1 protein-coding gene is annotated in these 1,781 nt (G+C 76.3%); it reads left to right on the top strand.

Going from position 1 to position 1,781, the window contains the following annotated elements:
• Positions 1-1,738: condensation domain-containing protein (locus tag ACTUAL_RS11115; RefSeq protein ID WP_440900194.1), on the top strand; the 1,738-nt coding region annotated here is incomplete at its 5' end.
• Positions 1,739-1,781 lie beyond the last annotated feature (43 nt).

Genomic DNA, 1,781 nt, shown 5'->3' with positions numbered 1-1,781 from the left:
GTCCCCCGCCCCGGCCCGCCGCAGCCGCCCCGCCCGCACCCCTCGGGAGCGGGTGCTGTGCGAGCTGTTCACCGAGGTGCTGGGCGTGGCCGAGGTCGGCGCGGACGACGACTTCTTCGCCCTGGGCGGCCACTCGCTGCTCGCCACCCGGCTGGTGTCGCGGGTGCGCTCCGCCCTCGGCGTCGAGCTCGACCTGCGCGCCCACCTCGCGCAGCGGCTGCCCGCGCACATGGCGCCCGCCGCGTTCGTGCCGCTCGACGCGATCCCGCTGACCGGCAACGGCAAGCTCGACCGCAAGGCCCTGCCCGAGCCCGAGACCGCCCTTGTCGGCGGGCGCGCCGCCCGCACCCCGCAGGAGCAGTTGCTGTGCGAGCTGTTCGGCGAGGTCCTGGGCGTGGCGGGCGTCGGCGTGGACGACGGGTTCTTCGACCTGGGCGGCCACTCGCTGCTCGCCACCCGGCTCGTGTCGCGGGTGCGCGCCACCCTCGGCGTGGAGCTGGAGCTGCGCACCCTGTTCGAGAGCCCCACCCCGGCGGGCCTGGCGGCCGTGCTCGGCGGCGCGGGCCGGGCCAGGCTCGCGCTGACCCCGCAGGAGCGCGGCGAGCGCGTGCCGCTGTCGTTCTCCCAGCGCAGGCTGTGGTTCCTGCACCAGCTGGAGGGCGCGAGCGCGAACTACAACATCCCGCTGGCCTGGCGGCTCACCGGCGCGCTGGACCTGCCCGCCCTCGAAGCCGCGCTCGCCGACGTGCTCGCCAGGCACGAGAGCCTGCGCACCCTGTTCCCCGACACCGGCGGAGCCACCCACCAGCTCGTGCTCGACGCGCCCCCGCGCCCGCGCGTGCCGGTGTCGCCCGTCGCCGAGTGCGACCTGGCCGCCACCGCGACCGCCGCCGCCACCAGGGGCTTCGACCTGGAGACCGAGCTGCCGCTGCGCGCCCAGGTGTTCGCCCTCGCGCCCGACGAGCACGTGCTGCTGCTGGTGGTGCACCACATCGCCGGTGACGGCTGGTCCCTCGGCCCGCTGGCCCGCGACCTGGCCACCGCCTACGCGGCCCGCCTGCGCGGCGGCGGACCGGACTGGGTGCCGCTGCCCGTGCAGTACGCGGACTACGCGCTGTGGCAGCACCGGCTGCTGGGCGACCACACCGACCGGACCAGCTCCTTCGCCCGCCAGGCCGCGCACTGGACCGGCGCGCTCGCCGGGCTGCCCGAGGTGCTCCGGCTCCCCACCGACCGGCCGCGCCCCCCGGTCGCCTCGCACCGGGGCGGGTTCGTCGAGATCGACCTGCCCGGCGAGCTGCACCGCGCCCTGCGCGACCTGGCGGGCCGGGACGGCGCGAGCCTGTTCATGGTGCTCCAGGCCGGGCTCGCCGCCCTGCTCACCCGGCTCGGCGCGGGCCACGACATCCCGGTCGGCACGCTCATCGCGGGCCGCACCGACGAGGCGCTCGACGACCTCGTCGGGTTCTTCGTCAACACCCTCGTGCTGCGCGCCGACACCTCCGGCGACCCGAGCTTCACCGAGCTGCTCCGCCGGGTGCGGGAGCGCGCGCTGGCCGCGTACGCGCACCAGGACGTGCCGTTCGAGCACCTGGTCGAGGTGCTCAACCCGCCGCGCTCGCTCGCGCACCACCCGCTGTTCCAGGTCATGCTCGTGCTGCAGAACGCGCCGCGCGCCGACTTCGCCCCGGACGGGCTGACCGCGTCCCCGCTGTCGATCACGACCACCACGTCCTAGCTCGACCTGATCTTCTCGGTGACCGAGCGGCACGACGCCGACG

It is taken from the genome of Actinosynnema sp. (genome assembly GCF_052038725.1).
Note: the sequence above shows the minus strand (reverse complement) of the source record. Positions and strands in the feature narration are given on the sequence as shown.